The sequence below is a fragment of the Endozoicomonas sp. ONNA1 genome, from assembly GCF_024606325.1.
Lineage (GTDB): Bacteria > Pseudomonadota > Gammaproteobacteria > Pseudomonadales > Endozoicomonadaceae > Endozoicomonas_A.
This window is the reverse complement of record NZ_JAHHPN010000500.1, coordinates 1-2899: the sequence shown is the minus strand read 5'-3', so window position 1 is coordinate 2899 and position 2899 is coordinate 1. Positions and strand designations below refer to the sequence as shown.

General features: G+C 44.7%; 1 protein-coding gene. It reads right to left on the bottom strand.

Annotation, left to right across the window (positions count from 1 at the left end; all coding sequences use genetic code 11):
- Positions 1-304: 304 nt before the first annotated feature.
- The coding region (locus KDK19_RS11385) for a transglutaminase-like domain-containing protein (protein ID WP_257291992.1) at positions 305-2899 on the bottom strand (2595 nt) is incomplete at its 5' end.

Sequence of the window (2899 nt, the reverse complement as noted above, 5' to 3'; positions counted from 1 at the left end):
TCGGAGATGACGATAGATTGAGTTTGGCCGTTACCTCAGAGCAGACCTTTGCAATGGGTTCATCCAGCTTTGCTCTTTTGGCCGGAATGCTATTATCAGGAACGCCGTTATTACGAAAGGCTTTATTTATTTCTCCACCAATATGACCATCCATAGTTAACCTCCCTACAACCATATAAAGGATTAAGTTGAAACTGTTTAATCATTTGACCTTTATGTAGTACGAAAGTTCAATTTTGATAGTTGTTCGTTGCCGTGGAAGGAATTGACCAATCTCGAAAAACTCATCATGGCCAGACTGGTATCATGTATCCAATGCGTCACAAATCGAATTCAGATTCACGCTGTTAATAAACTCTTCGGCAATTTTGTCCATATCATCGTTTTTGAGCACCAGAGCGTTAACGGCGTTATGTGCCTGCCGTAAGCAAGCATTATTAACAGAATCTTGAAAAATGAAACAACTATCAATATCATCCATCATGGCAAACAGCTCTAGTGGTGAGGATGGATCATGAGCACCATACTCGTTCATTTCGCCAGTGTCGCACCCAACGTTAGCAGCGGCCCAACAAAACGTTAAGCTACCGCCTTGCGAGTTTGTCAATCCATGAAGATAATGACAAAAGGCGTGTACAATCGCTCGCTTGCATTTGCCCGTTGACGCATCAACAATATTTCTCTCCGGAATTTTCAATGCTCTCAGAGCTTGACGATGTCGTATTCTCGTTGCCTTACAGGTACTGACTTTTTGTAATATCTTCTTTAATTCCGGGCGCTTCTCAGCTCTCATTTGAAGCAGGGCTGCAGCTTTTGTATCAATTACTTCCTCGGGCAAGGCCACTTGTCCCATGATAATCACCGGACGGTGATGGGTCTTGTCCGAGACAAATTTCGGAAACGCGGGACGGCGCACCAGCATTCGCTCTATATTTGGAATGCCCTCAGGTTCGAACGTCCAGGCGGGTTGCATTGAGGAGCTGGCAATTTTCTTTTCAAGGTATGGCGAAAAACCATCATGACAATGAGTCACGAGCAGGGTAGTACCTTTGCTCTTTTGGAATCCTTTATAAGCCAACTGCCATACCTGGCTATTTTTTTCCCTGGACAATAGTTGCCTATAAAACTTTGTTAGACACTGGCTGGCTTTAGCCTTCAGTTCATCGACAGCTTCCAGACACACCAACATCTGATGATGTCGAGCAGCATCTATAATAGAGCCCTCATAAATCGGCAGTGGATCCAACCAACCCGATTCCATGACTTCAAGGGCAAAATGAATGACCGAAGGTTTCATTAAGTCACTGCCTCTCAGTGTTTTCACAATTAAGTACAACCACAGGTCAATGATTGCTCCGCCCTGAAGCATCATTTTTGAATGGAGCAACTTGAGTTGTTCAGTGACCTGATTTTCATCGCTGTCGTATAATATTTTTCTTAATGCCTTCGATATCGGTTTAACTTCGCTCTCGTAATAGCCCAATGCTCCTGGCTCCAGCGACTCGATAATTGAAACACCCATGGAAAAACTGGCCAGATCTTTTTCCTCCCATAGGTTCTTTAGTATTTCGGAGGTACTTAGATTGGTTTCTGGCAACAGACTTTTTGTCTCAAGAGGTTTGTTCAGTTCCTCAAGGCTCAGTCCACAGGCTTTAGCCAGAGCTCGCTGTTGTGCTAAATCAGCCCCTTTCAGGAGATCTTTCAGAAGATCCTTGCTCTTCTTTAGCTCAGTACTGGAATCAGGGAGCTTTCTGATGGGCTGAAAGTCAGGTGTGATTTTTGTCCTCTCTACTGGTGCCCCGCCTAAATCTGCAGACTCCCAAGTCTGGCCTCCATCCCGGGAATACTCAGCAAAGCTGTGTCTTTGGTTTTTAATTTGCCGACATGGAATTCCGAAATAACGACAAAAAGCAATAAAAACAGGTACACGATGACGACAGCTACCTTGTTGCCGTGTTACGAGGAATTGAAAGAAATTTTCCTCATCTTTTGGTTCGATCCTACCGGAAAACTGTTTGCAATAGTCAGTGATCGCTCTGATTCGTTGCTCCTTGTTTTTGGCGTTTTTTATTTTCTGCAAACCCGCCCGTGCTTTGGGTCGTTGATGCTTAATGGTCACAAACACTTTGCTCAGAACTTTTTTCATACCTTTTGAACAGTGGCTGTCAAGCCATGTTGATGGTTCGGGTCTGGCTTCTTTAACAGGTGCTTTTTTGCCCGGTTCTCCGGGTTGTACGACATAAGTAAACTGAATAGGCTGCCTGGTTTTAGCCTGAGGAGTCAACAGTGTGTGAAGCCCGGTATAATGATCCCTGATCAGGGTAAATGGGAGATCAGGTTTCATGCGCAAGGCCACGATGTAGTCGTCAGGAGTGAGGCTGGGCAATGCATATTTACCCTTCTTCGATGACCGCTTAACAGTCGCCAGCGTTTGATCTCTGGTTAATATCAGTGTCTGGTCAGGCCCCGGTAACCGATCAGGTATGAGGGTCTCGAACCCCTGAATGTGTTGATCATTAAGATCAATATGTTCGATATCACCCCTGGCAGACACATTTATATCCTCTGCCCACCAACGATACATCCAGGAAGAAGGATTCCGCGTATTAAAAATTTCATGATCATTAAATTTTGGCCTTTCCAGTTTCTCATAGTTCGTGCTCCGATCCAGCGTCTTAGCCCGTATCTTGAGGACTTCTGGTTTGTATTTTTCAGGCGTGCTATCACCGTCCATAGCCAACACTTTGTTACTACAATCGCCAACCCAATGGTTTGGGTGATTACTTATCTGATGCCAAAAAGCAGGCCAGAATTGAACAGCATTGGAGTTCCATGTGCTTATACGCTGATCAGCCTCCTGAAGATAAGGCTGGGAAGCCGGTAATTTCAGCGTTTGTTC